Consider the following 23,373-nt stretch of genomic DNA (forward strand, 5'->3'; position numbering starts at 1 on the left):
ATGGATTCGGCGTTTTTATTTGGGCTGCGCATTGGGCTCCTCGCCCTTTTATGGCTTTTTATTTTTTTCGCGTTCATTGCAATGCGACGTACCATGAAATCCCATACCAGCCCCGCCGTTGCTCAGGCTCCTCTAGGAGGACGCCCGCAGCAATTAGCTATTCTCGACGGTCCGTTGACCGGCTACCGCGTCGATCTATCAGGCCTGTCAGATATCTCTATCGGACGCTCGCACGATTGCGGTCTCAATCTCGACGACGATTTCACCTCAGGACATCACGCGCGGCTATTTAGTCGCGGCAATGAGTGGTTTATCGAAGATCTAGATTCTCGCAATGGAACCTTCGTCCAGGGTGCACGTATTGACGCCCCTGAGCGAGTTGTCGCCGGGCAAGACCTGAAAATTGGACGGACCACTCTAAGGCTTGTGGGCTAGATGAAATTACATTATGCTCTCGGATCCCACCGGGGATTAGTACGCAGCAATAATGAGGATTCCGCCTATGCGGGCCCATATCTGCTCGCCCTCGCTGATGGAATGGGCGGACACGCTGCCGGCGAGGTGGCTTCCCAGATGATGATTAATTATCTCGCGGAGATCGACGCCGACCCGGGTGAGAATGATATGTTAGCGCTGCTCGGCTCCGTGGCCGATGACGCCAATCGGGCGCTTGCGCGCGGAGTGCGTGAAAAACCAGAAATTGAGGGCATGGGGACCACGCTCACAGCGCTGATGTTCAACGGGGACGAACTGGGACTATGCCATGTGGGTGATTCTCGCGGTTTTCGCATGCGCGCTGGAACCCTCGAGCGGATTACGGTCGACGATACCTATGTGCAATCGCTGGTAGATAAAGGCCAGCTAGACCCTGCGGATATCTCCACTCACCCGCAGCGCTCCATGATCTTAAAGGCCTATACGGGTAGGCCGGTCGAACCGACCTTAGAGCACCTCGATGCGCGTATTGGTGATCGGCTCATGCTCTGCTCCGACGGGCTGTCTGATCCAGTAACTACTGATACCATCGCCGATGAATTAGCATATGGCACCCCAGAAGAAGCTGTGCGGCGCCTCATCGATTTAGCGCTGCGCTCCGGTGGTCCCGATAACGTCACCGTGGTGGTGGCCGATATCGTCGCTGATGACATCGATCCAGCCACACTGCCCGCTACACCTTTGACCGCGGGAGCACTCAATAACGAGGAGGAACCCCCGCAGATTAATACCGCTGCTGGCAGGGCTGCTGCAGCCCTTGCCACAGCCACAGCGCGGCAACCGGAGGTGATACCTCCACATCCGCAGCAGGCTAAAGAAGCGCCCCAGAGCTCACGCCGTTTCATCCCTGTCATTGCGTTTATGCTCGCCCTCTTAGTGAGCGGCGGAGGTTTCCTCGCAGCTCAGAGCTACGCCGCCGACCGCTACTTCATTAGCCTTAATGACCAGCAGGAATTCATTATTTCCCAGGGGCTTAAGACCCCAGGCCTCAGCGCCTTGGGAGTAAAGGCCTATCAAGCGGCGTGCATTAACGCCGCTGGGAATCTTACTTTCGTTGATAATAGCGAGCGGCCTGATTGTGCTATTTTCTCCCTCAACGATCTCAACGAGCCGGCGCGCGCCCTCGTCAGTAATTTCTCTGGCGGGCGTTATGACGAAGTAATCCAGCAGATGCAGCGCCTCTCTGAAGAAGCATTACCTGTGTGTGTGACCAGGCAAAAGGTTAAGGAGACCACCAGCCCTCGCACAACCAGCACTCCTCGTGCTACACGTACTCCTTCCAGCACCACGACGCCACCGACCTCGACCAGCGCTCCACGGTCGCAAACCCGCACGACTACGAGCTCCGTGCGCACCACACCGCAATCGCAATCATCTGCTGCCCCAAGCCGCCCAGGAGATCTTTCAACCCCTGGAGTTAATTGCCGGGAGGTGAAGAACCCATGATTTCAACCGCCCGCTGGCGCACCACGGAATTAAGCCTTCTCATAGCGGCCACCATCATCATGGCCATAACCTTGCTCAGCCTCAATATGGCGCTGGGGTTAGATATCAACGCCGAACTCGCCTGGGTCATCGGGGGCTTTATCGGAGTTTTCCTCATCGCCCATATTGCCTTAAGTTTTCTGGCCCCACAGGCTGACCAGATCATGCTCCCCGTAGCGGCCCTCCTCAATGGTTTAGGGCTTGCCATGGTGTATCGCATCGATGTGGCACAAGAAACCACAATGGCCTCGCGGCAGGTGATCTGGACGCTCGTTGGAGTGGGACTTATGATCACCGTCCTCATCTTCCTCACCGACCACCGCGTGCTGCGACGCTTTTCCTATATTTTAGGTCTCGTAGGATTAATCCTCTTGGCCCTCCCGCTCATTTGGCCCACACGCCCCGGGGTTGTCGCTGATGCCCGTATCTGGATTAGTATCGGCTCCTTTTCGGTCCAACCAGGAGAATTTTCCAAGATTTTTCTGTTGCTCTTTTTCGCCCAACTTCTGGTGACCAAGCGGGCCCTCTTTAATGTTGCGGGCTACCGACTTATGGGTATGGAATTCCCCCGCCTCCGCGATCTCGGACCCATTCTTGTGGTGTGGGCAATTGCTATCTTTATTATGGCTGGCGAAAACGATTTCGGCCCCGCTCTGCTTCTCTTCAGCACAGTTTTGGGCATGCTGTATCTGGCGACGGGGCGTGTCTCATGGCTATTTATTGGAGTCATTCTCGTTGGCATAGGTGGCACCGCCATCTATCAAATCTCCGATAAGATCCAAACCCGCTTCTCCATTTTCTTAGACCCATTAGCTGATCCTTATGATACGGGCCGCCAGCTTTCGCAGGCTCTGTTCGGTATGTCCACGGGCGGCCTCACGGGGACGGGACTTGGCCTCGGGCACCCGTATTTAGTGCCTGTGGCGTGGAGCGACTTTATCTTGTCTTCACTAGCTGAGGAATTGGGGCTGTATGGGCTTGCCGCCATTTTGATTTTGTTTACCATCTTGATCGCCCGCGGAATGCGCGCCGCTGTGATGACTAAGGATTCCTACGGCAAATTGGTAGCCGCCGGGCTCTCCCTCACCCTAGCCATCCAAGTCTTCGTGGTCACCGCCGGAATCTCAGCACTGATGCCTATGACGGGTCTGACAACACCCTTTATGTCTCAAGGCGGATCATCTTTGATGGCTAATTATATTCTGCTCGGTATCATCTTGCGGATCTCCCACTCCGCTAGCCAATCCGCCCAGCAGGGGGTGCACTCATGAATCGAACCATTGCGAAATCTTTTTATTTCACCCTCGTCATGATGGCTATCCTCTTAGTCAACGCCAGCTATATTCATGTTTTCAAAGAGGAGGAATACGCTCAAAACCCCGCCAACCGACGCGGTCTGATTGAGCTGAAATCTCAGCCCCGCGGCTATATTGCCACAGGTGGCATCATTCTGGCTGAATCACTAAAAGGTGAGGACGGCTTCTACTACCGCAATTATCCACATAACCCCCAAGCCTTTGGCGCGGTAGAGGGCTATATTTCCGATATTTACGGTGCCAGTGGCATTGAGTCCAGCTACAATGATGTGCTCAACGGCACCGCTCAATCACCCACACTATGGTGGAAAAGCCTTATTAGCCAGGATAAACAAGTAGGAAACGTGGAACTAACCCTCGATCCTGCTACCCAAGAGACCGCCTTCAACGAACTCGCCTCACGCGGCTATGAAGGAGCGGCAGTAGCTATCCGACCATCGACAGGAGAAGTACTGGCTTTAGCCTCGACTCCATCCTTCGACCCAGCCGCCATTAGTGATGCAAACCAGGCCGAATTAGCCTGGCAGGAACTCAATGCCAACCCAGGCGATCCCTTGCTCAATAAAGCTACACAGGAAACGCTGCCACCGGGCTCAACCTTTAAGGTGGTGACCACATTAGCTGCCTTAAACAAGGGCTTTACTCCCGATTCCACACTGACTGGGCAACCGCAGATAACGCTGCCTGGCACTGAGGCAACACTGGAGAATTATGGGGGTCAACTGTGCGGTGGTGCTACCGAGGTTAATCTTCTAACTGCTTTCCAGTACTCCTGCAATACTGCTTTTGTGGAGATGGGAATCCAGGCTGGCGCGGATGCGCTACGCCAAGCAGCGAGAGATTTCGGTATCGGCGAGAGATATGACTTGGGTCTTCCCGTGGTACCCGGCACCGTCGGTGATTTACCCGATGACCCAGCACTGGGGCAATCTGCGATTGGGCAGCGTGATGTGGCATTAACCGTGCTACAGAATGCTGTTATTGCCGCGACCGTGGCCAATAAGGGCGTGCGCATGGAGCCACATCTGATCCACCGCGTAGTGGCAGATGATCTTACCGAGATTTCTAAGACTAGCCCGCGCGTTCTCTCCTCAGGTATCACAGAAGATCAGGCAACAACGCTGACTAATCTGATGCAGGCCTCGGAGCGCTTCACCGCAGGATACGCAGGTCAAAATATTGCCTCCAAAACGGGCACCGCGGAGCATGGCGAAGACTCCCGAAATTCAAACCCCCACGCGTGGTATATCGCCTTTGCCCCGGGCGAAGATATTGCGGTGGCCGTAGTTGTCAAAAATGGTGGCGATCTCGGCCAGGCAGCAACAGGTGGATCAGTTGCCGCCCCAATTGGGCGAGCCATTATCGCTCAAGCACCCAAGGGAGGACAGTAATGAATGAACAGGAGCGTCTCCAGGAACTCCTCGCGGGTCATTATCAGCTGCAGTGGGTGATCGGCACCGGCGGAATGTCCACCGTCTATTTAGCCGACGATCTCTGTCACCAGCGCGAGGTGGCCATTAAGGTACTCCGCCCCGAATTTGCCTCCAACCCTGAATTTCTTTCCCGCTTTCGCAATGAAGCGGCGGCTAGCACTCGTATTAATTCCGATCATGTGGTGCGCACCTACGATTATCTGGAGCTACGCGAACCTCACTCGCAGCAGATTCTCAGCGTGCTCATTATGGAATATGTGCGTGGGGAAACCTTAAGCGATCTCCTCCAGCGGCGCTCTGGCCCTCTCGAGGAGGGAGAAGCCCTCGATATTCTGGAGCAAGCAGCGCAGGGCCTTGCCACGATCCACGGTCTGGGCCTCGTGCACCGCGATATTAAGCCTGGGAATTTGCTGATTACCCAAAATAAGCGGGTTAAGATTGCTGATTTTGGTATCGCCAAGGCCGCCGCCTCCGCCCCATTAACCCGCACGGGCATGGTGGTAGGAACCGCTCAGTACGTCTCTCCCGAGCAGGCGCAAGGTCTTGTAGTTGATACTGCCTCCGATATTTATTCCCTCGGGGTGGTGGGCTATGAAATGCTGGCTGGCCGTCGACCCTTCGAGGGCGATTCCACCGTGTCGGTGGCGCTGGCGCATATCCATCAGGCACCGCCTGCTCTCCCCACCACTATCAGCGCCCCGGCGCGCGAGGTAATTGCTACCGCGCTGCGCAAAGAGCCTTCGCATCGCTACCGGGATGGGCGAGAATATGCACAGGCTATTTCTGCGGCGCGGCTGGGTCGGCGCCCGGCACCTGTGAGCGCGCCTCCAACCACTCGGATCATATCGCCGCCTCAGCCCGCATCGACGTCAATCATGCCGCCAACCCAGATGGCTCGGACTTCCTATGAAGTTCCCCCAGCGCCTGAGCGCAGTGGATGGATAACAGGTGTGATACTGGTAGTTGTCTTCGGCGGTGTGGTGGCACTAGGATTCTTCCTTTATAGATCTGGGATAATCGATGAGCTGATGCAGCCCTCTCCTCCAGTTCAACCGAGTATTGTGACTGTCGTTCCCGAGGAGGTTGTAACAGTTCCGGCGCCTGAGGATATTGATACTCCGGCTCCGCCCACCGAGGTGGAACCTGAGCGCGAGGACATCACCGAGGCGCCTGTTATTCCAGATACTCCACCAACGATGGTGCTGCCTGAACCAGCTCAGCCGATTCCTGCGGATACCCCCACGGTGGAGATACCCGCCCCGCCCGTTGACCAATCGACCCAAGGAGAAGCCCAGTGACCCGTATGATCGCTCATCGCTACGAACTGGGCCCTGTGATTGGCACCGGCGGGATGTCCGAGGTGTACCAGGCCATGGATACTCTTCTGGGCCGCGAGGTGGCCATTAAGATTTTGCGCGCTGATTTAGCCCGCAATGAAAACTCCCGTGAACGTTTCCGCAAGGAGGCCCAAAATGCTGGCCGCCTGAATCACCCTGCAATCGTAGCCGTCTATGATACGGGCGAGATTATGCGTCATGATATTTCCACGCCCTATATCGTCATGGAGCTCGTAAACGGCCGAAACCTCAGAGATATCATCAAAGAAACGGGTCCGCTGAGCCCAGAGGAAGCCGCCACCACGTTGATTCCGGTGTGTGAGGCCCTTCAAGCTAGCCACGACGCAGGAATTATCCACCGAGATATCAAGCCTGCGAATGTGATGATCACGAATACCGGCGTGGTGAAGATCATGGATTTCGGTATCGCTCGTGCGCTTGATGATGTCAACGCGGATATGACGCAGACCTCTGCTGTGATCGGTACGGCCCAGTATTTATCCCCCGAGCAGGCGCGCGGTAAAGCGGTTGATGGGCGTGCGGATATTTATGCGTTGGGTTGCGTTCTTTATAATATTCTCACTGATCGTCCGCCCTTTGCTGGCGAGAATGCGCTTGAGGTGGCCGTCCAACACGTCCAAGACGAACCGCAACCGCCTAGCGATTTCATTCCGGATCTCACCCCCACGGAGGCTCTGAATGTGAATGCGGTGGTTCTCACCGCGATGGCGAAACACCCTGGGGATCGGTATCAAACTGCTGCGGAAATGGCTGCTGATCTCAAGCGCCTCGAAAGCAATGCGGTGACCATGGCGGCGCGTAATTATGTGGAACCAGCGTCCGCTGAGCACACCACGGTACAGCCAGTTGCATCGGTAGGTAAGCACCGTCACCCCAGTGAGGTCATCGCGGCTACACCCCCTCAACGTGGCGGTAACCTCGTGTGGAAAATCCTCATTGGTCTGCTGCTGATCCTTTCGCTGGGAATTGTTGGAACATTTACTTATACCTATCTCAGTGGGTCTACGAGCCCCATTGGGGGGCGCAGCAGTTTAAGCGAACTCCAAGATTATGCCCTGGTCCCTAGCGACCAAGCTATGGAAAGCTTGATCGCCCAAGGCTTTGAGGTCACCCTTTCTGAAGAAGCCAGCCCCACGGTAAAACAGGGCCTCGTCATTCGTAGCAATCCCGCTGCCGGTTCTGCTATTCAAAAAGGCACGACAGTGACCTTGATCGTCTCCTCTGGTAAGGAAGTCACTGAGGTTCCTGATCTCAAGAACAAGAAGACCGCTGAGGCAAATCGGATCTTGCAAAAGGCGGGCTTAGAGCTCGATTCCGTGGTGCGTGAAGATACCTCCGAGACCGTGCCCGAAGGCGAGATCATTGAACAATCACCTTCCGCTGGATCACGAGTTTCTAAGGGGTCGAAGGTTACTATCACAATTTCTACGGGTATTGAGCAACAACGTGTCCCCGTGGTTACGGGCATGAAGTGGGAGCAGGCTGAAGGCAACCTCACCTCTTTGGGCTTTGAACCGATAGTACAAGTTGTTGATGGCGTGGAACCTGATGGAACCGTGGTCTTTGTGGCTGGTGAAGGATCCAAGGTGGATTCAAATTCGCGTATCGAAATTCGGATTTCCAATGGGCAACTATTTACCATGCCCGATGTGACTGGTGGATCGGTTGCTAGTGCGAAACGCGCCTTGGAGGCCGCAGGATGGCGCGGTGGTGATGACCAGCTCGTGATCGCTCCCCCCGTCAAGACGACATCGCTTATCGACGGCGGACGCGTGGCAAACCAGCAGCAAGCTGCGGGAACTAAGATCCGCAAGGATTCCGTTATTACGCTTGCCCTGTGGGAGTTCGACATCGCCGCTATCGCCCCATAACATAGTGACCATTACTTGATAAGAACAGAGGTTTGACTTATGCCTAAGGCAAAGATTTCCCACAGTAGCATTCCGCTATCCTCCGGTGCGGGCGCTAACCGCACCCCTGTGAAGATTAATTCCTCCGGTACGCCCATGTGGTACAAGGTCATTATGTTTGGCTGCATGCTCATTGGGCTCGCATGGTTGATTGTTAATTATCTCGCCGGCACCCATATTGATCTCATGGTTCAATTAGGGCCGTGGAATTACGGCATCGGCTTCGGCTTCTTCATCGTGGGCCTGCTGCTCACCATGGGCTGGCGATAGAACAGAAAAAGCTCCCCTTTGTTAACAAAGGGGAGCTTTTTTCTTCAGCGTTTCTACAGCGCAATATATTTGGTGTTGAGGAATTCCTCGATACCATCGAGTCCGCCTTCACGCCCTAGGCCAGAGAGTTTCACTCCTCCAAAGGGCGCTGCTACATCAGAAATAGCACCGCGATTGATTCCCACCATCCCCGTGTTGAGGTGCGTGGAAAAATATCGGGCACCCTCTAGCGACTCAGTATAGGCATAGGCAGCTAGACCGTAATGGGTGTTATTGGCAGCTACCACGACCTCCTCGTTGGTGTCGAAGGATTGAATGCCGGCCACTGGTCCAAAGATTTCCTCGCGCGCAATCTTCATATCGTTATCCACCCCGCTGATAACCGTGGGTGGGTAGAAATAACCCGGGCTATCGGGGATATAACCACCGCTAATAATCTCAGCCCCGCATTCTAAGGCGTCCTGCACGAGTGCGTGGATCCGATCGCGCTGTGGGGCAGACACCATAGGCCCTAAGGTGGTCTGGGGATCTGTCCCTGGACCCATATGGTAGGCGTTCATTCGCTCGGTGAGGCGGGTGGTAAATTCTTCGATTCGTGAGCTGTGGATAAAGAACCTGTTGGCACAGATACACGCTTGGCCACCATTGCGCATTTTCGCTGCAATGGCGCCATCTATAGCTTTATCCATATCTGCATCTGCTGCGACGATAAACGGCGCATTGCCTCCTAATTCCAGGGAGAGCCGGATGAGCTGCGGTGCCGCCTGCTTCGCGAGGAGGGTTCCTACAGCGGTGGAACCGGTAAAACTCAATTTCTTCAGCCGGGGATCGGCCATCAATTCGAGGGATAGTTCCTTGGCCCTGGTGGTCGGGATGACGGAGAGGACTCCATCGGGGAGGATAGGACTGATAATCTCAGCGAGCTTGAGCATCGTAAGGGGTGTGAGATCAGCAGGTTTTAAGATCACAGGACACCCTGCGGCGAGTGCGGGGGCAAGCTTACGAGCGGCCATCGCGAAGGGGAAATTCCACGGCGTGATCGCCAGCACGGGGCCCACAGGCTCCTTAGTCACGAGAATATCGCCGTTGCCCCGCGGGGCTTGGAGGGTATAGCCACTCATGCGCTCCGCAGCCGCGTGAAACCACCGAAAATAGTCGAGTCCGTAGGCGATTTCAGCCTTGGCCTCTGTGAGGGTTTTGCCCATCTCCATTGTGATGAGCTGAGCGAGCTCCTCGGCTTGATCGCTTACTGCCTGATGAATTTTTTCCAGGATCTCACTACGGTCCCGCGGGGCACTGCTGCCCCAGCTGTGTGCTATCTCGGTGGCCTTATCTAAGGCCATCATCCAGTGCTTGGAGGTGGCGTTGGCAACCTCGGCTATGGGTTCTTCGGTTGCCGGGTTGATAACAGTGAACGTATCAGTGGAATCATGCTGAGTGTGGCCGATGAAAATATTCTGAGACACAGTAATAAATCCTTTCGCATAGGTGGGTAGTGCCCAGTCTAGGGTTTTCCACAGAGATTGCCCACATAGTTATCCACAGGCTGTGGATAAAGGTGTGTACAACCACAGCCGGGTTGTTATTCACAGGCTGTTGATAACTTTCTGCACTTTCCCAAACAGGCACATAGTTTCGAATGCAGCATCCTCTAGCTGGTATTTTCGATCAATAATTAGCTTCTGGGCCAGATAATCACATTCATGTGATTATCAACAGTGTTGATAACTTCTGTGGATAACTCACATGGTGCATAAGATGTGGACAACTTTTTCTAGATACCCGAGGCGTAGATAATAACCGCGCCAGCAATCAGACCCGTTGCCCCAATAACAATCCAGTCAGTCGTCCTCTTTGGCTTGAGCACTAAGGGCAGAAGGGCCACGCCGGCTAGTGCCCCGCCCATATGCCCCATCAGGCTGATGCCAGGAATGAGGAAGCTGAAACCAAAATTGACCAGTAATAACGTCAAAGGGGCACGTAAATCAAGGCGTCGGGAAGCGTTCAGGCCTACGAGGAGTACCATCAGCGCATAAACGAAACCGGAAGCCCCCGCCACGGCCGAGTAAGGGTCGAAGAGGGCCACGCACGCTGCGGAGCTCAACGCCGCCGCGATAAAGACGCCTAGGTATTTCCTCGGTCCCACAGCGCGCTCAATTTCGCGGCCCATCAGAACCACTAGCACCAGATTGAGGGCTAAGTGCGAGATGCTGGTATGCATCAGCGAGGCAGTAATCCCACTGAAAGGATTAGGTTTCGGCCCGTAGAAAACGAGGTGATCTGCGAGGGATGAAAATTTTAGATTATTGGTAATGGACAGTGACTCTACGGCCGTGAGAACCCACAACACAATCATCAGAGCCACCAGAGCAGCGCTCACGGGCGCCTGACGGTAATAATTTTTTACTATATTCACCATATTCATAAGAAAAAGGCAGGGGCGATAGTGCCCCTGCCAGAAATATTCAAGCCCTTCTTAGTTAAGCCTTGATTTCCACAGACTCGATAACCACGGCGTCGGTTGGGCGATCAGAACGATCGGTTGGGGTGGTGGCAATTGCCTTGACCACTTCTTGGGAAGCTGGGTCGGTAACCTCACCAAAGATGGTGTGGTGGTTATTCAAATGCGGGGTCGGAGCGACCGTAATGAAGAACTGCGAACCATTGGTGCCGGGGCCTGCATTGGCCATAGCCAAGAGGAATGGGCGATCGAAACGGAGTTCTGGGTGGAATTCATCAGCAAAGGTATAGCCTGGGCCACCTCGTCCGGTGCCGGTAGGGTCACCACCTTGGATCATGAATCCATCGATGACGCGGTGGAATACCGAGCCGTCATAAAATGGGCCCTCAGCAGTACCAGCAGCATTATTCGTGGTATAGGCGGCGGTACCGTTAGCGAGGGTGGTGAAATTCTCGACGGTCTTAGGTGCGTGGTTACCGAAGAGTTCTACCTCGATATCACCACGGTTGGTATGCAGAATTGCCGTTGCAGTCTTTAAACTCATACAGCCTATATTAAGCACGAAACGATACTTATCGCTAGGCTTGAAAGGTAATAGTACTACCAGTTCTCTAGGAGCGAACATGAATCTCATGGCACTGAAAGGTGGCTATACGGTGTTAAAACGTGCGTATAAGGCTTATTCGAATTACGCGGAAAAGAAGGCCGAGGATGCATACGACAATCTTGTCGATGTGGCCAATAACGTCAAACACGATGTAGAAGCCAAAAAAGACCAAGCTGAGCAGCGTTTTTCCACGTTGAGCGAAAAGGCTCGCAGTCGTTTTGAGGAACTGCGCGACGAATACGATGGCGACGAGTTCAAGCGCGCCGCCCACAAGCGTGCAGAGCAGGCCAAGCGCCACGCACGTGCCAAGGCCGGAGAGATCAAAGGTGTGGAAAAACAACCGAAGAAGAAGTGCAAGAAATTCCGCGCTTTCTCTTGGTTCACCATTATCACTGGCGCACTCGTCGCTGCTTATTATTACTTCCTGAAGGAAGATACTTCTAAGCGCCCGCCTCGCACCGATGACTATGAGGGTGAAACCACCACGCAGGCTTATACGCGCAAAGCACAGAACCTCGCGGAGACAGCCTTGGAAAAGGGCAAAGCTCTTATCGGGGATCTCTCCTCCCGTGCAGATGGTGCCGTAGAGACGAGCAAGGAGCAATTCGCTAAAGCTTCCGAAATCGTTGCTGAGGCTCGCGAGAAGGTTGAATTCGAAGCTGAACTCGCAAAGGAAACCGCTGCTGAGCGTTTCGACGATCTCACATCCGATCTTAGCTCCAAGGCCGATGAGGCTCGCGAGAAGGCCCAAGAGGTAGCTGATTTGGTCAAAGACAAGGCCGAAGAAGTAGTTGATAAGGCCAAGACCGTTGTGGGCGAAGCCGAGGACAAAGCTGAGGACCTCAAGGATGAGGCTAAGGACGAGGCTGGGGAAGCCAAAGACGACGCTGAAGCCCTCAAGGACGAAGCGAAGGATAAGGCTGAAGACGTCAAAGATGAGGCCGAGAGCAAGGTTGACGAGGCTAAGGACAAGGCTGAAGATCTCAAAGACGAAGCCGAAGATAAGGTCGAAGAAGCCAAGGACGATGCCGAAGACCTTAAGGATGAAGCGCAAGATAAAGCCGAAGACGTCAAAAAAGACGTTGAGGATAAAGCTGAGAAGACTACCGATGTAACAGACGAGGCCGTACTCGAGGCGCTTGAGGATCAACTCAACTCAATGCCTCAAGATCCCGATGTCGCTGAAACTCAGGTACGCAAGCGCGGCAAGAAGAAATAACTTTTAAGTAAATAAGAACTGGCCAGAGAATATCCTCTGGCCAGTTTTTTATCTGCCTTCTAATTCGTGGCTGAGTGCTTCGAGTTCACTACCACCTGACATATACCGTGTTAATTCCGCGACGCTGGTATCAGATCGAGCTGAATCTAAGATCTGCCGGCCCAGATTTAAAATGGTGAAATGATCCCCCACTAAATACGCGTGGTGCGGATTATGGGTAACAAAGACCACCCCGATTCCACGGGAGCGGGCAGCGGCAATGAACTTCAGTACCATTCCAGATTGCTTAACTCCCAGCGCAGCAGTGGGTTCGTCGAGAATAAGGACGCGAGCACCGAAATAAATGGCGCGCGCGATGGCGACCACTTGGCGCTGCCCGCCAGACAGGGAACTAATGGGCGTGTCCACAGAGGGCAAATCGACGCCCATCTCATTTAATTGTTGGTGTGCAATATGTGCCATCTCGGCGCGTTTGAGAATTCCCCAGCGATTGCTCAGTTCTTGGCCAAGGAAGAAATTGCGCCAAACACTCATCTGTCCGACGACCGCCAAATCTTGGTACACCGTTGCAATGCCATGATCCAAGGCAGCGCGCGGATTGGTGAAGGTGGTCTCGACGCCATCGACCACCATGGTGCCGGTATCTGGCTGGTGTATCCCCGCGAGAATCTTGATGAGGGTTGATTTTCCCGCCCCATTATCCCCAAGGACGCAGGTGACCTCACCCTCCTTAATGGTGAAAGAGATATTATCGAGGGCTGCAAAAGAGCCGTAGTTTTTTGAAATAGCATTCAGTTCAATCACGTGCGCACCTATCGTCTTTCTTGCATGGTAGCGAAAGAACTATTGGCCATCACTGCAAAAAGGAGGGTGGCACCGAGGAAGAATTTGAACCAATCTGGGTTCCAGCCAGCATAAACAATGCCTTGATTAGTCATGCCAAAGATCAGGGCTCCGAAAGCTGTACCGATCGCGGTACCGCGGCCGCCTGTAAGCGCACAGCCTCCAATGACAGCTGCAATGATATAAAGAAACTCATTGCCGATGCCTTGTCCTGCTTGGATGGAATCGAAGGCAAATAGAGTGTGCATACCCACAAACCACGCGGCAAAGGCCACCATCATAAAGAGTAGAATTTTCACGCGGCGTACTGGAACTCCAACGGCGCGCGCAGCATTCTGATTACCGCCCACCGCAAAAATCCAGTTACCAAAGGTTGTTCGAAAGAGAACGAAGCTGGCAATAGCGACGAAGAATAACCACCAGAATATAGTGACCTTAAAGCTGATCCCGAAGAGATCGATGCTGCCTGCGAATACCGCGTGGGCGAGGGGAAAACCTTCCATATCTGCAATAGATGGAGTGGCTACCTGACCGGTGATGAGTTTAGTCAGCGCTAGGTTCAATCCCTGCAAGATCAAAAAAGCAGCCAAAGTAATCAAGAAACTTGCGATACCAGTGCGGGTCACCAAATATCCATTGAGTGCACCGATGGCTAGCGCAATCACTAGAGATAGGCCGGCTCCTACCCACACATTGAGATTGAGATTATAACTGAGCATCGCTGCAGCCAAGGCCGCTGTGGTAACGGCAACGCCAGAGGAGAGATCAAATTCATCCCCGATCATGAGCAAACCGACGGCTAGGGCCACAATACCCAGGGTGGAACTGGCATAGAGTACCGTGGCCAGCGCATCGAAGCTACGGAAAGGTGGGGCGAGAATGAGAAAGAGGATGGCCACCAGGGCCACACCAATGAGGCTTGCCACTTCGGGTCGGCGGCTTAAAGAGGACAGTAAAGGGATCTTATTCACGAGGTTCACTATTATCTAAAGCCACCTGAGGCGGCATCGGAGATCTGGTCAATATTGTCAGGTGTGATAAAGCTGGGCCCTGTTAATACTGGGCGCTCGCCACCCATAACGGACCCGTTACGGTGGGCAAGCCATAGGGAATCGATAGCGAGATAGCCCTGGAGATAGGGTTGTTGATCGACTGCGAAGGCGATCTGATCATTGTTGATCGCCGTCATCAGCTGGGCATTGGTATCGAAGGTAGCGATTTTGGCCGCGGATTGGGTTTCCTTCACCGCCTCCACGGCGCGCAGAGCCACGGGCGCCTGCAGGCTCATAATCCACTCGATATTCTTATCCTGAGCTAGCTTCGTTCCCAAGGTCGCCTGCACATTCGTGAGGTCTTGGCCATTAACGTAAAGCAAGTCCACCTCCTTACCCAACCCTTCTGCCACACCCTGACAGCGAGATTCCTGGGAGGAATTACCTTGTTCGTGAATAATGCAGAGAACATGCTCGGCACCCGTGGCAGCAAGGCGCTCACCGGCCTTGAGTCCGGCAAGTTTTTCCTCTTGGCCGAAAAAGCTACTGATATTGAATTCTTGATAGCGATTCATCCCGGCATTGAGAGCAACTGTGGGAATTCCCGCGGCGCTTGCACGAGCTGCTACCGGGCCAAGTGCATCGGCATTGGGCATGGTGAGAGCGAGTCCGTCGACGTCAGAATCGATGGCTGCCTGAATCAGATTGGCTTGGTTTGGAGCTTGGGGATCGCTGGAATAACGGAGCTCGATATTGCCCTTGCGAGCTGCATCTTCAGCCCCCTTGCGCACGAGGTCCCAGAAGGTATCTCCGGGGGCGCCGTGGGTCACCATCGCTACCACAAGGCGAGGGGTATCAGCGTGACCGTTCGCTGCGTCTAGGCGTTGCTTTTCTTGCAAGCCTCCCGTGGCTGAGCACCCGGTTATGAGGGTGATCGCTGCCACGAAACTAGCAACGAGGCTTATTTTCCTTGTTAAGTACACCTCTGCCATGGTGCCTGAAGATGTGAGTGCGGTCAATTAGGCTGACCTGCAACTTTACCGATTAAGTAGTGTTAAGCTGGGTGTTAAGAAAGAAAGATCTCTTACGAGGTCGGCGAGATTCAACCAAGCTATAGGATCTTGTGTCATTTCTTTGAATAGATCGGCCTACAAATTCCAGTATTTTAGTGATACGCACGAAGATGCTCATGGTTCTGCCAACTAGCGTGTGGGGCGCTGCTCTATAGAATCTCGCAGTGCTCACTCTGTGATCTTTGCTGGCACAACGATCAAAGCAATAGAAAAGCACCTCGCGGTGATAGCTAATAAATCTATGACGTTAAAAGAAGACGAGTCGGACCTCGTCTTAAGCAACCTTCATATTCGCGCGGCGATGCTCGCACAGCTCACGCTTGAAGGATTGGGCCTGTTGTGACGCATGGATCTGGCACAGCTTAGCCCGAGCAGACTCTCTGGCACATCTTAACGAGGCTGAATTAATAATCACTTAAGCATCAGCACAATAATCTTCTCTAAAGGTGCCACCCAAAAGAGGTTCTGTCTTCACCAGCTCACCTGAACAGTCTCTGTAGTCAGACATTCACTAAACCAATCACTCATCCTCGATGAGTGATCAGAACGGTTCCAGCATTGTTAAAAATGATGTACTCGACCACAATCACTCAGGCATCATCGAGTAAACCCCTGACACACCATGTTGCTTGGTTCTCCACCTCCCAGGGATTGGGCAATACACTCCTAGACATCCTCAATTTTAACTGTGGCGTCCCTAGCTTCTTCTTCATGATCTGGTGGGAAACTTGCTATCCCTTCGTATGAACGGTCATATTTTTCCACGCAAAAGTGCTGGTGTCTCCTTGGAAAGCAGATTGTTGATGGTGCGAGTCGGTTTCTATACCAGCTCTGTGTGTAAACCCGACTGTGCTGTCATTCAGGCGCCTCGAACCGAGAGCACCCGAGAGTACAAACCGAGAGCACTAGGAGCCCACCTATAGTGCCAGTACTTCAGCCATGACGGGAATGGGGAGTTGGGTTGCGATCGGATCATAAGGATTCACGCCTTGTTGCTCAGCCTGGAGCGAGAGGAGTAATGAGTATCGGACTGATAAATCTCGGCGATCCTTGCGTCTATTGTTCTATCACCGGATCGAGTTTCGCTCCAGCCTAAACTCGGCGTCCGGCTCGGCCGATACCATTTGTTGTCATGGTGCCTCACTTACCCAGTGATGATAAGGAAGCTAACACCGTTGACTGCCCACATCTTCCGACTCTTGAACGAGGAACTTAGGTGAAATTAGGGGTGAAATAAAAGACCGTAACAACGGTTGAAAGGAAATGATATGACGACGATGGAGTCAGCAACACATTCGCTAATCACTGCTGAGATCTTTTAAAAAGGATTGCGCGGTCCAGTTTCATGGCAGGTCGAGGAATAGGATTTAAAGAAAAGTTAGTGAATATAGATGACTAAGAAAAATATGGTATTGCCTAAACCGCTTGCTCTCGTTTTTACGATTTTGGTCATTCTCGCTATACCGTTACCTTTCGCACTGTATCTGGGTGGCTTCGAGTGGATGAGCAGCGGAAGTCAAGCAGGTTCGAAGGAATTTGTCGTGTCTTATGTTTTCGGACTTTTGGTGCTTCTCGGCAGCCTCGCAGCCGCTGTCTATAGAGGCCGTCGCAATCAGGAGAAGTAGCGGATTATTGCCCACCGAAAGGATATTAAGCACCTAGAATTGGTTGCCAAGATCGAAGCTGACACCGACAGCATGGGAAAAAGCGGCGAATCAAGCAAGCGAATAACTTGCCGTGCGTGATTCGCCGTTTCCCGCAAAGGCTAACCTAGTACGCTGACCTGTCCAAAGTATTAAGAAATCGCAAGCGCCGCCGCTTTAAACCGAGATAGTGGGCACGAAACCAGTCTCCTCCTCCATTTCACAGAGCGAGCAAACAGCGAAAGCCTATAGACACAAAGGAAAACGCTCCCCTAGGAATGAAAAAAGATGCTGGCTTGGATTAAATCCAAACCAGCATCCAGTTTGTGGAGCATAGGAGAATCGAACTCCTGACCTTCTGCTTGCAAAGCAGATGCTCTACCAATTGAGCTAATGCCCCAAATTCCTTGGTGGGCCTAGCAAGAATCGAACTTGCGACCTCATCGTTATCAGCGATGCGCTCTAACCGACTGAGCTATAGGCCCTTAAAAAGGAACGAAACCCAACTTTACAGCAGATTCTATTAACGGGCAAAACCAGTGCTCATTATAGGTATCTTAAGCGCTCTTAAGCATTACGGCTCATCAGGTGGCTCAGAGCACCACCGGCCACCTGCAGAGACTGTGGATCGCCTTGTTCGATAATTTCCCCCTGGTCCATCACAGCAACGAGGTCTACCGAATCAACGGAATCAAGATCATGAGCGATCTCAATGATGGTTGCATCGGGACGATACCGCCGTAAATTTTCGCGTACTTGCTGCACTAAACCGGGATTAAGGTGCGCGGTGAATTCATCGAGAACCAGCACCCGACCGCCCCGCAGCAATGCTTGAGCTAGAGAAAGGCGCTGCCTTTGGCCACCTGAGAGCGCGAGCCCACCTTGGCCAACCTCTTGGTCGAGGGAAATCTCCCCACTCAAGCAGGCGATAGACATTACTTCCTTAAGCTCCGTATCTAAAGCCTGCGGGTGGGCAAGCCGTAAATTATCGGCAACTGTTCCAGACAGTACTTTGATGTCTTGGGTGACAAAGTTAATAGCAGCCCGAATGTCATCGACGTGATAGTCGCGCAGATCGTGGCCATCTACCAAAACCGTACCGTGGGACGGGTCCCAGTAGCGCAGCAGAAGTTTTGCGATGGTAGATTTCCCCGACCCGGTGCTTCCGACCACCATCGACCAGCTCCCCGGTGCGATGGCAAGGTTAATTGACCGCACGGCACCTACTCTGCTGCCAGCATAGCTAAAGGATATATCGCGCCATTCCACGCCGATCCCTGGGCCCTTGGCAGCAAGGTGGCGTGGGCCGTTGTCGTGGGCTAATCCGGCGTGGGAGAGGCTATAGACCCGGCGCGCCGCCGCGAGTGATTGCGAGAGGTAATTACCCAAATCAGAAACCTCGTTGACCATATCCCAACAGCGCAGAACCGCAAAAACTATGGCCACGCTCAGCGCCATATTATCGGTTGGGATCAGTAGCAGAAGAAAAACGACCATACGCGCAGCAGCTACAAGCCCTGCATGAGCACCCACGACGGCGCCGCGCCGATCGATCTTTTCCGCAAGGGGTTTCTCCAACTCAGTAAGACTTTCATGGCGACGCTTCCTCGCACCGTAGCCTATTACTTCGGCGACACCGCCTACAGAATCGGCTATATGCTGAGCGATGATTCCACGCTCCGCGGTTACCTTCACCGCATGACGATAGGCTCGAGTATCAGCGGCGATCAGCCCCACACAAAGGAAAATTGCGGCGGTGGCTAGTCCATGCCACGGGGATATGTAGGTGATGGCAATCAGCACCACAGTAGGCACAGTGAGAGCGGAAATAATTGGAGCTGTGGTGTGGGCGAAAAAGACTTCAATTTGGCCGATATCCCTCGTCAACCGGTTGAGCATATCCCCGGTCCCTACTGCTTCCTTGCCCGTACGCGCGGTAATAGCGGGGGCTTGAGGATAGATATCACGGAATACCCGGATGCGAATGAGCTCGAGGGCCTTAAAGGCCACAAGGTGACCAAAGTAGTGCTCGAGGTACCGTAAGAAGGCTTTGGCTAGAGCACTTATGATCAGGATGCTCATGACAGTTTTGATTGTCATCGTGCCGCCTACGATCGCATAGGCCGGGACTACAAAGATGACGATCCCGAGGATCTGATTGAGTATGCGGCAGATGGTTGACCACCCCAGTGGGGCCAGGACTGGCCGAGTGATGGAAATTAGCCACGATACTAGTTGTTTATAGGTGGGCTCGTTCATGCTTGTTCCTTCACGTCTTCGTGGAGTTGGCCGTTATCGATATGAATAATTCGATCCATATGTTCCAGGGAGCTTAGGCGGTGCGTGACCATAATGAGGGTGATATCTGGTCCTAGTTCATTAATGGCCTCGAGGATCTCGCGTTCGGAGCGCAGATCCACATGGGAGGTCGGTTCGTCGAAAAGCATGACGCTACGCCCGGAAATAATAGCCCTCGCTAGGGCGATGCGCTGGGCCTGGCCGCCGGAGAGTCCGAGTCCCTGCTCGCCGAGTTCGGTATCGATACCGTGAGGCATGGCCTTGATCTCGGTATCAATATGTGCGCTTTGAAGAGCGGCCCATAATTGCTCATCAGTGGCATCGGGGCGTGCGAAACGGAGGTTATCAGCAATGGTGCCGCTAAAGAGCCACGTGGTTTGATTGACGCTCGCGGAGGCATCGCGAAGTGTATCCCCGCTGAGCCCGTTAATGGTGATATCCCCAGAATCTGGGATGAGATCACCTTTGAGGAGGGAGAGCAGAGTTGATTTTCCTTCGCCTGATCGGCCCATAATAGCTACACGTTCACCAGGCGCGATTTCAAGATTGATACCTTCAAATAGTGGTTGATCGAAGTGGAAGTGCAGATCGCGCACACATACCGCAGCGGTAGCGGCCGAAACGGAGGCAGCGGCGGTGGGAGTATTATTCGGCTGGGCTCCTGCAGGCCGTGAGGGTTGTGCGGGGCGGGCACGCAGGAAACCGAAGATGCCGCGTTGGCTGCCAAGGCCACTCATACCGATATAGAAGAAGGCGCCAACTTGATCCATGGGCTCTAGTAGGAGCATGCTCAGCGCCAATAATGTGATGCCCTGACCAGCGCTGAGCTGACCTGTGAGGGTGCCGTGGAGAGCAAACCACGCGGCTGTCGCCACCAACAGCAGGCTAAAGGAGGCGTCCATGGCAAAGAGGATGAGCTGATTACTCTTAAGCAGGCGCATGACTGCACGGCGATTCTTCTCCCCTGCTGCATCGAGTTCATCAGCCTTGCGTTGAGCTGCACCGAGTAATTGTAGGGTACTTAAGGATTGCAGGGATTCCATATAGGCCGCGGCTAATTGTTTCCGGGAATCTTGGGTGCCGGAGGATACTCGTGACACTATCTTGCGGAAAGCCCCTAAAAGTAGTGGCACCATCGGCAACATCAGCACTAAGATCATCGCTGCTTTCAGCGATACAGACACCCCTATGGTGGCTATGACGATCACGGGTGCGGTGAGGGATGCAATAATTTGGGAAATAAAGCCGATACGGAAGGCCATCATTTTCTCGCTCGACTCGGTGGCCAAGGATACAACTGCACCCGTACTGGTTGATGCCGAGCGAGCTGGGCCGGCATCAAAAACGGCATCGAGGAGGCGGTGGCGAATGAGGGCCTCTTCGTGGATCTGACCGCGCGCGATAAGTAGACCGCGGAGCCAGAGGCTCAGCACCACGATAGCTGGGCCGAGGAAGAGCGTGGGTGAGGGCGGATAGCCGTCGATAAGAGCGCCGGCACCCACTATTGTCAGGCACATGCCGATGACCGCGATCCAGTAGCTGATCACGCCGAGGCCAATGGAGGTCTTCGCCTGAGGGCTAAGCTTATACGGGGCTGGCGGTTTCTTAGCTTTGCTTTGCCTTAGCTTCATAGGCTCATGGTAGCGAAGAGTGAGATTGTCCGCCCAACTCTCAGCCGTGATATTCATCCTTAGATTAACCCCGACGAATATCACTCTTATCCCATTTCACCCTGGAAATGCGCCCCTGCCGTATCGGTCATAGGGGTAACAAGCACACGCTAGTGTGAGCAATCTCCCGCTTATCGACGCCACATCTTAGGTCGCCCCTTAACCCCTAATTCAACCTCAACCATCAGCTGTTGAGGGCGAACCTTCGGCGTCCGATTCTTTGACTAAGCTTTTTAACAATTGCGATCGACTGGTGCACTGTGAATACAAAAACGGGGTATATCACGGCGCCATGGGCCCGTGATATACCCCGCTTCTAAAGATAAGGTGAGAAATGAACTGTCTTAAGCAGTCGTCTCAGCCATAACCTTCTGTGGCTCCTTTAGTCCCAGCCTCTTCTTAATACCTGTAACCATGAGACTGATTGCCCCATCACCGGTGACGTTGCAGGCGGTACCGAAGGAATCCTGCAAAGCGAAGATAGACAACATAAGTGCCACACCGGTCTCATCGAAACCAAGGATCGCAGTAATCAAACCGATGGAAGCCACCACGGTTCCGCCTGGCACACCTGGGGCGGCGATAGCGAAGATGCCCAGGAGGAAACCGAAGAGGACGAGGTTAGATACTGAGGGAAGGGATCCGTAGAGAATCTGCGATACCACCATCACAAAGAAGGTCTCAGTGAGCACCGAACCGCACAAATGGGTATTAGCGCACAGCGGGATGCAGAAATTCCGTACCTCTGGGTCAAGAGTCTTAGACTTAGAGGCCGATTTCAGGGCCACAGAGAGCGTTGCTGCTGAACTCATTGTGCCCACGGCCGTCATATACGCCGGACCATAATGACGCAACACTTCCCATGGGTTGGTGCCGGAGAATAATCCGCCCAAAGCATAAAGCAGAGCCAACCAGAGATAGTGGCCAACAATAACGATAGCGAGCACCTTAATGAATACCGGAAGTTCGTGGATAATCGCCCCTTCGTAGGCCAAGGTGGCAAAGGTGGCACCGATATAGAAAGGCAAGAAGCGAATGACCACTTGGTTCACAATGGCCAATACAATTTTATTGAACTCCTCAAAAAGCTCACCAAAACGCTTCGATTGGGTCCACAAGATGGCCAAGCCCATCAAAACGGCGGTCACCAGCGCTGTCATCACTGGCATGACGGGTGCGATGCTGAGTGCAAACAGCTTCTCTGGTAAGGCGGTGGATTCCGGCGCTTTGCTGCCAATATCGAGATAAGGGATGAGTACATGCCCGGCCGCAATGGAGAACATCGACGCACCTACCGAGGAGAGGTAGCAGATTGTCAGTGTAATCCCGAGGATCTTGCCCGCATGTGCTTTAAGGCGGATAATTGCTGGTGTAATAAATCCTAAGATAATAAAGGGAACCGCATAAAGGATCAGATCTCCAAGAACTGATCGCAGGGCGTCTATGACAGCTATGACTGGCTCATTAGCTAGCGAACCCACAATCAGGCCGAGAATTAAACCGATCAAAAGTTTCATAGGGAAACTGCGCATAATGGTCATATTTTCAGCTTTCTTCAATTTTTTATTCTGTGCCTATGGCTTCTGTGCCATCATTCATGGCGCCTCATAAGCTACCACAGTCTTTTCTTGCCACCTATAAGCATTTTCTTTTAGTGAGTGAACTTCGAGAGATGACACAATCGATTTTTATATTTGATTTTCTCCCCCGCATGAAATTCCGCGCACTACACCGCAACCTCTTTCGGTTTAAAGGATCCTAATGAGAAAGTGCTGCTTATGGGGTTTTTTCATCCTGGGAGTTGAATATAACTTGCCGCGTCGCCGCTATTTTTACCCCCGAGGGGGCACGAGCTCATGATTTCGTTCAGTAATTCTTCACTCCTTTAAAACCGCGCCCTCAGACCTCGCAGATCCGTGTGTTGGGGTGGCTTTCACCGGAATGTAGATAGTCCTTTGAGGACGGATTCGCCCATTAGGATGCAGGGCCCTAATGCCTTCTAAAGAAATTATGGCGCGAGAGCCCATATTGCAGCGCTCGATGTTGCTAAAGCAACGAGCATCTCACTGTGGAATAGCACCACCCTGTGGTTTTGGTGTCTGGGTGTTTTTACCACTGCCTATCGCTTACAGGCACGGAGCACTCGGGGCTCCTTCATGTATACCTTCAATAAAGCCGAAGCAACGTCCACCGAAAGCGACCGTGTACTACGCACAGCACTGCTGACCTCAGGTGTAGTGATGGTGAGTGCGTAATTCCAGGGTCCACAGATTATTCTTGCTGCTTATATCCCACACGTC

18 protein-coding genes and 2 tRNA genes are annotated in these 23,373 nt (G+C 53.2%); 9 read left to right on the forward strand and 11 right to left on the reverse strand.

Going from position 1 to position 23,373, the window contains the following annotated elements; translation table 11 throughout:
* Genes NXT00_RS07310 through crgA form a run of 7 tightly spaced genes read left to right on the forward strand, consistent with a single transcriptional unit; the run spans position 1 to position 8,267 of the window.
* On the forward strand, positions 1 to 435 hold the full coding sequence (locus NXT00_RS07310; RefSeq protein WP_259079313.1) for an FHA domain-containing protein: 435 nt from the start codon (positions 1 to 3) through the stop codon (positions 433 to 435).
* On the forward strand, positions 436 to 1,941 hold the full coding sequence (locus NXT00_RS07315) for a PP2C family serine/threonine-protein phosphatase (protein ID WP_259158569.1): 1,506 nt from the start codon (positions 436 to 438) through the stop codon (positions 1,939 to 1,941).
* Positions 1,938 to 3,251 carry an FtsW/RodA/SpoVE family cell cycle protein gene (locus tag NXT00_RS07320; RefSeq protein ID WP_259079320.1) on the forward strand — a complete coding sequence of 438 codons (1,314 nt, stop codon included), beginning with the start codon at positions 1,938 to 1,940 and terminating at the stop codon, positions 3,249 to 3,251. Before NXT00_RS07315 ends, NXT00_RS07320 begins: the two co-directional genes overlap by 4 nt.
* Complete coding sequence (locus tag NXT00_RS07325) at positions 3,248 to 4,687, forward strand: penicillin-binding transpeptidase domain-containing protein (protein ID WP_259079322.1); 1,440 nt, start codon at positions 3,248 to 3,250, stop codon at positions 4,685 to 4,687. Before NXT00_RS07320 ends, NXT00_RS07325 begins: the two co-directional genes overlap by 4 nt.
* The gene (locus NXT00_RS09465) at positions 4,687 to 6,027 is read left to right on the forward strand and encodes a protein kinase domain-containing protein (protein WP_259158570.1); all 1,341 of its coding nucleotides are present in this window, start codon (positions 4,687 to 4,689) and stop codon (positions 6,025 to 6,027) included. Before NXT00_RS07325 ends, NXT00_RS09465 begins: the two co-directional genes overlap by 1 nt.
* On the forward strand, positions 6,024 to 7,958 hold the full coding sequence (pknB, locus tag NXT00_RS07335; protein WP_259158572.1) for a Stk1 family PASTA domain-containing Ser/Thr kinase: 1,935 nt from the start codon (positions 6,024 to 6,026) through the stop codon (positions 7,956 to 7,958). Before NXT00_RS09465 ends, pknB begins: the two co-directional genes overlap by 4 nt.
* 39 nt (positions 7,959 to 7,997) lie before the next feature.
* On the forward strand, positions 7,998 to 8,267 hold the full coding sequence (crgA, locus tag NXT00_RS07340; protein ID WP_259158573.1) for a cell division protein CrgA: 270 nt from the start codon (positions 7,998 to 8,000) through the stop codon (positions 8,265 to 8,267).
* A gap of 53 nt (positions 8,268 to 8,320) precedes the next feature.
* On the opposite strand, the gene NXT00_RS07345 is transcribed toward crgA, so the two are convergent.
* The 3 genes from NXT00_RS07345 to NXT00_RS07355 all read right to left on the reverse strand — a co-directional run bounded on the left by NXT00_RS07345 (position 8,321) and on the right by NXT00_RS07355 (position 11,272).
* A complete protein-coding gene (locus NXT00_RS07345; protein ID WP_396124959.1) occupies positions 8,321 to 9,739 on the reverse strand; it encodes an NAD-dependent succinate-semialdehyde dehydrogenase in 1,419 nt (472 codons plus the stop codon).
* A gap of 302 nt (positions 9,740 to 10,041) precedes the next feature.
* The gene (locus tag NXT00_RS07350; RefSeq protein ID WP_259158575.1) at positions 10,042 to 10,686 is read right to left on the reverse strand and encodes a rhomboid family intramembrane serine protease; all 645 of its coding nucleotides are present in this window, start codon (positions 10,684 to 10,686) and stop codon (positions 10,042 to 10,044) included.
* A gap of 61 nt (positions 10,687 to 10,747) precedes the next feature.
* Positions 10,748 to 11,272 (reverse strand): peptidylprolyl isomerase, encoded by a 525-nt coding sequence (locus tag NXT00_RS07355; protein WP_259079344.1) that lies wholly within the window; start codon positions 11,270 to 11,272, stop codon positions 10,748 to 10,750.
* 79 nt (positions 11,273 to 11,351) lie between these two features.
* Here NXT00_RS07355 and NXT00_RS07360 point away from each other — a divergent pair, with 79 nt between their 5' ends.
* Positions 11,352 to 12,554 (forward strand): hypothetical protein, encoded by a 1,203-nt coding sequence (locus NXT00_RS07360; protein ID WP_259158576.1) that lies wholly within the window; start codon positions 11,352 to 11,354, stop codon positions 12,552 to 12,554.
* A 48-nt stretch (positions 12,555 to 12,602) separates the two neighbouring features.
* On the opposite strand, the gene NXT00_RS07365 is transcribed toward NXT00_RS07360, so the two are convergent.
* Genes NXT00_RS07365 through NXT00_RS07375 form a run of 3 tightly spaced genes read right to left on the reverse strand, consistent with a single transcriptional unit; the run spans position 12,603 to position 15,381 of the window.
* Positions 12,603 to 13,358, reverse strand: coding sequence for an ATP-binding cassette domain-containing protein (locus NXT00_RS07365; RefSeq protein WP_259158577.1), 756 nt, complete (start codon positions 13,356 to 13,358; stop codon positions 12,603 to 12,605).
* A gap of 8 nt (positions 13,359 to 13,366) precedes the next feature.
* Complete coding sequence (locus NXT00_RS07370; protein ID WP_259158579.1) at positions 13,367 to 14,368, reverse strand: ABC transporter permease; 1,002 nt, start codon at positions 14,366 to 14,368, stop codon at positions 13,367 to 13,369.
* An 11-nt stretch (positions 14,369 to 14,379) separates the two neighbouring features.
* Positions 14,380 to 15,381 carry a substrate-binding domain-containing protein gene (locus tag NXT00_RS07375; RefSeq protein WP_259158633.1) on the reverse strand — a complete coding sequence of 334 codons (1,002 nt, stop codon included), beginning with the start codon at positions 15,379 to 15,381 and terminating at the stop codon, positions 14,380 to 14,382.
* A 1,472-nt stretch (positions 15,382 to 16,853) separates the two neighbouring features.
* Between NXT00_RS07375 and NXT00_RS07380 the strand changes: the two genes are divergently transcribed.
* Positions 16,854 to 17,087, forward strand: coding sequence for a hypothetical protein (locus NXT00_RS07380; RefSeq protein ID WP_259158580.1), 234 nt, complete (start codon positions 16,854 to 16,856; stop codon positions 17,085 to 17,087).
* Between the two features lie 345 nt (positions 17,088 to 17,432).
* On the opposite strand, the gene NXT00_RS07385 is transcribed toward NXT00_RS07380, so the two are convergent.
* From NXT00_RS07385 to NXT00_RS07405, 5 genes are all read right to left on the reverse strand, one after another.
* A tRNA-Ala gene (locus NXT00_RS07385) sits at positions 17,433 to 17,505 on the reverse strand.
* Between the two features lie 8 nt (positions 17,506 to 17,513).
* Positions 17,514 to 17,590: transfer RNA gene (locus NXT00_RS07390), tRNA-Ile, on the reverse strand.
* Between the two features lie 82 nt (positions 17,591 to 17,672).
* Entirely contained in the window at positions 17,673 to 19,364 is a 1,692-nt protein-coding gene (locus tag NXT00_RS07395) for an amino acid ABC transporter ATP-binding/permease protein (RefSeq protein ID WP_259158581.1), read from the reverse strand.
* Positions 19,361 to 21,034 carry an ABC transporter ATP-binding protein/permease gene (locus NXT00_RS07400; protein WP_259158582.1) on the reverse strand — a complete coding sequence of 558 codons (1,674 nt, stop codon included), beginning with the start codon at positions 21,032 to 21,034 and terminating at the stop codon, positions 19,361 to 19,363. Before NXT00_RS07400 ends, NXT00_RS07395 begins: the two co-directional genes overlap by 4 nt.
* Positions 21,035 to 21,417: 383 nt before the next feature.
* On the reverse strand, positions 21,418 to 22,632 hold the full coding sequence (locus NXT00_RS07405) for a dicarboxylate/amino acid:cation symporter (RefSeq protein WP_259079371.1): 1,215 nt from the start codon (positions 22,630 to 22,632) through the stop codon (positions 21,418 to 21,420).
* Between the last annotated feature and the right edge of the window lie 741 nt (positions 22,633 to 23,373).

This window comes from Corynebacterium sp. ES2715-CONJ3, assembly GCF_024814365.1.
Classification (GTDB): Bacteria; Actinomycetota; Actinomycetes; order Mycobacteriales; family Mycobacteriaceae; genus Corynebacterium.